This is a genomic window from Pseudonocardia terrae (assembly GCF_021343995.1).
Classification (GTDB): Bacteria; Actinomycetota; Actinomycetes; order Mycobacteriales; family Pseudonocardiaceae; genus Pseudonocardia; species Pseudonocardia terrae.
The window spans coordinates 1-5,702 of record NZ_JAJTTE010000115.1 but is presented as its reverse complement, the minus strand read 5'-3'; the positions used below and the strand labels follow the sequence as shown (position 1 = coordinate 5,702).

General features: G+C 70.9%; 5 protein-coding genes. 4 read left to right on the top strand and 1 reads right to left on the bottom strand.

The features are described 5' to 3' along the window. Positions 1-36: 36 nt before the first annotated feature. The 4 genes from tkt to LWC33_RS34145 are packed head-to-tail and all read left to right on the top strand — an operon-like array spanning position 37 to position 5,155. Positions 37-2,139 carry a transketolase gene (gene tkt / locus LWC33_RS34160; RefSeq protein ID WP_233308850.1) on the top strand — a complete coding sequence of 701 codons (2,103 nt, stop codon included), beginning with the start codon at positions 37-39 and terminating at the stop codon, positions 2,137-2,139. Between the two features lie 32 nt (positions 2,140-2,171). Next, the gene (gene hxlB, locus LWC33_RS34155) at positions 2,172-2,759 is read left to right on the top strand and encodes a 6-phospho-3-hexuloisomerase (RefSeq protein ID WP_233308849.1); all 588 of its coding nucleotides are present in this window, start codon (positions 2,172-2,174) and stop codon (positions 2,757-2,759) included. Between the two features lie 47 nt (positions 2,760-2,806). Continuing rightward, on the top strand, positions 2,807-3,748 hold the full coding sequence (locus tag LWC33_RS34150; RefSeq protein WP_233308848.1) for a fructose-bisphosphatase class II family protein: 942 nt from the start codon (positions 2,807-2,809) through the stop codon (positions 3,746-3,748). A gap of 27 nt (positions 3,749-3,775) precedes the next feature. Further along, positions 3,776-5,155, top strand: a complete 1,380-nt coding sequence (locus LWC33_RS34145) for an ATP-dependent 6-phosphofructokinase (RefSeq protein WP_233308847.1) — start codon at positions 3,776-3,778, stop codon at positions 5,153-5,155. A 255-nt stretch (positions 5,156-5,410) separates the two neighbouring features. On the opposite strand, the gene LWC33_RS34140 is transcribed toward LWC33_RS34145, so the two are convergent. Further along, on the bottom strand, positions 5,411-5,702 hold a 292-nt coding region (locus LWC33_RS34140; protein ID WP_233308846.1), incomplete at its 5' end, for a hypothetical protein.

Here is a 5,702-nt window from a genome sequence, read left to right as displayed (position 1 = left end):
CCCACCCCACTCGGCGAACTCAGGGAGTGCCCGTCCATGTCACCACATGAATCCGCTGACGAGGTCGTTCGGCTGACCACCCGACGAGTACCCGAGGACTGGTCCGATGTGGACCAGCGCGCGGTCGACACCGCCCGCGTGCTGGCCGCGGACGCGGTCGAGCAGTGCGGGAGCGGACACCCCGGCACGGCGATGAGCCTCGCGCCCGTCGCCTACGCGCTGTTCCAGAGAGTCATGCGGCATGACCCCGGCGATGCGCAGTGGCTCGGCAGGGACCGGTTCGTGCTGTCCGCCGGACATTCGAGCCTCACCCTGTACATCCAGCTGTTCCTCTCCGGCTACGGCCTGGAGCTCGACGACCTGAAGGCCCTGCGCAGGTGGGGTTCCCTGACACCGGGCCACCCCGAGTACGGGCACACCGAGGGCGTGGAAACCACCACCGGCCCCCTCGGCCAGGGCCTGGCCAACGCGGTCGGGATGGCGATGGCCGCCCGCCGCGAGCGCGGCCTGTTCGACCCGGACACCGAGCCGGGCATGAGCGTGTTCGATCACCAGATCTACGTGATCGCGTCCGACGGCGACATCGAGGAGGGCGTCACGTCCGAGGCGTCGTCGCTGGCGGGCACCCAGCAGCTGGGCAACCTCACCGTGATCTACGACAGCAACGAGATCTCGATCGAGGACGACACGCGCATCGCCCTGTCCGAGGACACCGCCAAGCGCTACGAGGCCTATGGCTGGCACGTCCTCACGGTCGACGGTGGCGAGGACGTCGCCGGGTTCCTGGCGGCGATCGAGCAGGCCAGGGCCGAGACCGCGCGCCCGACGCTGATCGTGCTGCGCACCGTGATCGGCTATCCCGCGCCGACCCTGATGAACACCGGCAAGGCGCACGGTGCCGCGCTGGGCGCCGAGGAGCTCGCCGGGGTCAAGCGCGCCGTCGGCTTCGACCCCGAGCAGAGCTTCCAGGTCGACGACGACGTCCTGCGCCACACCCGTGAGGTGGCCGAGCGCGGGCGGGCCGACCACGAGAAGTGGCAGCTCGAGTTCGACGCCTGGGCGCAGGCCAACCCGGCACGCAAGGCGCTGCTGGACCGCCTCGTCGCCCGCGAGCTGCCGGCCGGATGGGCCGACGACCTGCCGATCTGGGAGGCGGACGGCGGGACGGTCGCCACGCGCAAGGCGTCGGCCGCGGTGCTGGCCAAGCTCGGGGAGATGCTGCCCGAGCTGTGGGGTGGGTCGGCGGACCTCGCCGAGAGCAACAACACCACGATCAAGGGCGCGGACTCCTTCGGTCCGACCGAGATCTCCACCGCGGCCTGGACGGCCCAGCCGTACGGCCGCACGCTGCACTTCGGCATCCGCGAGCACGCGATGGGGTCGATCCTCAACGGGATCGCGCTGCACGGCGGCACCCGGCCGTACGGAGGCACCTTCCTCATCTTCAGCGACTACATGCGCCCGGCGGTGCGGCTGGCCGCGCTGATGCGGCTGCCGGTCATCTACGTGTGGACGCACGACTCGATCGGTCTCGGCGAGGACGGTCCGACCCACCAGCCCGTCGAGCAACTGGCGTCACTGCGCGCGATCCCCGGTCTGTCCGTGGTGCGCCCGGCGGACGCGAACGAGACCGCGCACGCCTGGAAGGCCGTGCTGGAGGACACCGGCGGCCCGGCCGGGCTGGCGCTCACCCGCCAGAACGTGCGGACCCTGGAGGGCACCTCCGCCGAGGGGGTCGCGCGCGGCGGGTACGTGATCGCCGAGGCGACCTCGGGCTCTCCCGACGTGGTGCTGGTCGGCACCGGTTCCGAGGTCCAGCTGGCCGTGGAGGCCAGGAGGATCCTCGAAGCCGACGGGATCGCGACCCGGGTGGTGTCGATGCCGTGCGTCGAGTGGTTCGACCGGCAGGACCGGACCTACCAGGACGAGGTGCTGCCGCCGGCGGTGCGGGCGCGGGTCGTCGTGGAGGCGGGCATCGCGCAGCCGTGGCACCGGTTCGCCGGGGCCGCGGGCGAGATCGTGTCGCTGGAGCACTTCGGCGCCTCGGCGGACTTCACGACCCTGTTCACGGAGTTCGGCATCACCACCGAGGCCGTGGTCGAGGCAGCCCGGCGCAGCGTCGCGTCCGCGCGGGGATGACCCGCAGTCATGATCACACGAGGGAGATTTCGTTGACGCAGTCGATTGCCAAGAAGCTCGATCCCGTTCACTTCTCGGACGCCACCCGCGCCGTCGTCGGAGAGGTGGACCAGGTGAGTGCCGGGGTCCAGTCCGCGGCCTGGGTGCGGGCCGGGGCGTTGCTGCTCACGGCTCCGAAGGTGTTCACCGTCGGGACCGGGCGCAGCGGGCTCGCCCTTCAGATGGCCGCGATGCGGTTCATGCACCTCGGGCTCCCGACCCACGTCGTCGGCGAGGTCACCGCCCCGGCGATCGGCTCTGGCGACGTCCTGGTGGCGGCGTCGGGATCGGGCACCACGGGCCGCGTGGTGCGGGCCGCGCAGACGGCTCGTGACCAGGGCGCGGACGTGATCGCGCTGACCACGGCGGCCGACTCGCCGCTGGCCGAGATCGCGACCGAGGTGCTCATCGTCCCGGCCGCCGACAAGCAGGACTTCGACGGCTCCACCTCCGTCCAGTACGCGGGCAGCCTGTTCGAACAGTCCGTTCTGCTGATCACGGACGCGCTGTTCCACACGCTGTGGAAGACCGGCGGCAGCCAGGCCCGCGAGCTGTGGCGCCTGCACGCGAACCTCGAGTGACCGCCGCGCCCTTCGCGACCCGATGACACCACCCTGAGGAGCCAGAGATGCCGGACGCCGACATCAGCACGTTGGAAGCGGTGGCGCTGGCCGCCACCCGCAGCGCCGCGGTGGCCGGCTACGCCTGGGTCGGCCGGAACGACCAGAAGGCGGCCGACGCCGCGGCCACCTCGGCCATGCGCGCGGCCCTGGCCGATGCGCCGGGGCGGGGGACCGTCGTCATCGGGGAGGGGGAGAAGGACGACGCCCCGATGCTGTTCAACGGCGAGCTGGTCGGCAACGGCCACGGACCCGACTTCGACATCGCCGTCGATCCCCTCGAGGGGACCTCGTTCTGCGCGCGGGATCTGCCTGGTTCCCTGGCCACCATCGCGTTCGGCGAAGCCGGCACGCTGTGGTCGCCGGGGCCCGGGTTCTACATGGACAAGATCGTCGTGCCACCGCGCGCGAAGGACGTCATCGATCTCGACGATCCTCCCGAGCAGACCTTGGTCAAGGTCGCCGAGGCGCTCGGCAAGAAGGTCGCCGACCTGCGCGTGGTCATCATGGACAAGCCGCGGCACAAGGAGCTGATCGCTCGCGTGCTGCAGGCGGGCGCGGCGGTGCAGACACCGGCGGGCGGCGACGTCGGCGGGAGCCTGGCGGTGCTGATGCCGACCTTCGACATCGACCTCCTGCTCGGGGTCGGCGGTACACCGGAGGGCGTGATGACGGCCGCGGCGGTCCGAGCACTGGGCGGCGGCATGCTGGGCCGCCTGGCGCCGCAACGCGACGAGGAGGCGGACGCCATCCGGGCGGCCGGCATGTCGCTCGAGCGCGTCTACGACTGTGCCGAGCTCGTGGCGGGAGACGCCTTCTTCGTCGCCTCGGGGGTCAACGGCGGGCCCCTGCTCGGCAGGCCGCGCACCGGAGGCGGCACGACCGTCGTCGAGTCGCTGCTGATCTCGCGAGGTCAGATCCGCCACGTCACACACACCACCTTCGACTGACGCCGCCGGCATGACCAAGGAGATTCGGTGACGCTGCACCTGGAAGACCTCCGTGTCCGTGACCTCGGCGAATGTCGTTACGACTCGCCGTTGGCCGAGATGCTCTCCACCAAGCAGACCTCGCCGCACTACGTCGCGGAGGGCGACCGGGTCCTGCTCGAGGACACCGTCTCGATGCTGGCCGAGCACAGCCTGCCGTCCGTCCAGGCCCCGAGTTTCGAAGCCGCGGGCCCGCGCCGCAAGATCTACTTCGATCCCGCGACGGTGACCGCGGGGATCGTGACCTGTGGGGGGCTGTGCCCCGGCCTGAACAACGTCATCCGCGGCCTGGTCAAGGAGCTCGCCGTGCACTACCGGGTCAAGCGGATCCTGGGCTTCCGCAACGGCCTCCAGGGGCTGACGGCCGAAAACCGCTACGACACCGTCGACCTGACGCTGGAGGGCGTCCGCGACATCCACCACTCCGGCGGCACCATCCTGGGGAGCTCCCGCGGCGGCCAGGACGCCGACGAGATGGTCGACAGCCTCGTGCTGCGCGGCGTCGACATCCTGTTCGTCATCGGTGGCGACGGCGGGATGCGCGCTGCGACGTACCTCAGCGATGCGATCCGGGAGCGCGGCCTCGACATGGCGGTCATCGGGGTCCCGAAGACGATCGACAACGACCTGCCCTTCACAGACCAGTCGTTCGGGTTCCAGAGCGCGTTCGCGCGAGCCACCGACTTCATCTCCGCGGTCGCGGTCGAAGCCGCGGCCAGCCCGAACGGCGTCGGGATCGTGAAGCTGATGGGCCGCCACTCGGGCTTCATCGCCACCTACGCCGCGTTGGCATCCAGCGCCGCGGACATCGTCCTGATCCCCGAGGTGCCGTTCGTGCTCGAGGGCGAGGACGGCTTGCTGGCCCACATCGAGCGGCACGTGCGGACCAAGGGCCGCGTGGTGATCGTCCTCGCCGAGGGCGCAGGCCAGGAGCTCCTGGACCACGGCCTACCGGAGCACAACGGTCGCGGCACCGACGCGTCGGGCAACGTCAAGCTCGGTGACATCGGGGAGTTGCTCAAGCAGAGCATCACCGCACACCTGACGACGGTCGGCCTCGCGCCCACGATCCGCTACATCGACCCGAGCTACGCGATCCGCAGCGTCGCCGCGAACGCCTACGACGGCGTCTACTGCCTGCGGCTGGCCCACGCCGCGGTGCACGCGGCCATGGCCGGCCGCACGGCAGCTGCCGTCGCGCGGTGGCGGCGGCGATTCGTGCACGTCCCGCTGTCCCTGATGACGAGTCGTCGCAACCAGGTCGACCCCGACGGTGACCTGTGGATGTCGGTGCTCGAGACCACCTGCCAGCCTGCCGAGTTCGGCCCGGTGCGGGAGCGCGAGAAGGTTCGCGTGGGCTTCTGCTGACCCGCCTATGAGGACGAAGTCAAGGGTCGCCGACACCGGCAATGGCGGGGTTCCAGGGCGTGCGGGTGGTGATGATGGTCTGCCCGCGGCGCCCGGATTCGGCTCGGCCTCCTGATGCTCTACCTGACCGTGCTGTGCAGCGGGGATGAATGCCAAACCGGGTGGGCGGCTATGAGCGCGCCCACCCGGTGGCTGTTCAGGACGACCCCGGTCGGCCCGAGGCTGGAGGCCCCCCTTCCGGTGGACCTCCAGCCACTACGGGGTCCGGGGCCATAGCCTCGAATGCTCGGGGTGGTCGTTGTCGAGCAGGCGATGCGCCAGCGCGATCGCCTCGTTCGGCTCGATCTGGTCGACGGCGGGGTCCCCATTGGCGAGTCTCTCGAAGACGTCCGCCAGTTCGGCCGCCGTGGCCGGGGACAGCCCGTCCTGGCCGCAGTCCACGTAGCGCAACCGGATCACGCTGGCGGCCTGCAGCATCAAGGCACCGTAGGTGTCACGTGCGGCCGTCGCCCGCTGGGATCGCTGGTCTTCCACGCCGGCTGCCATC

Coding starts and splice junctions, on each gene's coding strand:
- tkt (WP_233308850.1), top strand. CDS start 37: ATGTCACCACATGAATCCGCTGACGAGGTCGTTCGGCTGACCACCCGA.
- LWC33_RS34150 (WP_233308848.1), top strand. CDS start 2,807: ATGCCGGACGCCGACATCAGCACGTTGGAAGCGGTGGCGCTGGCCGCC.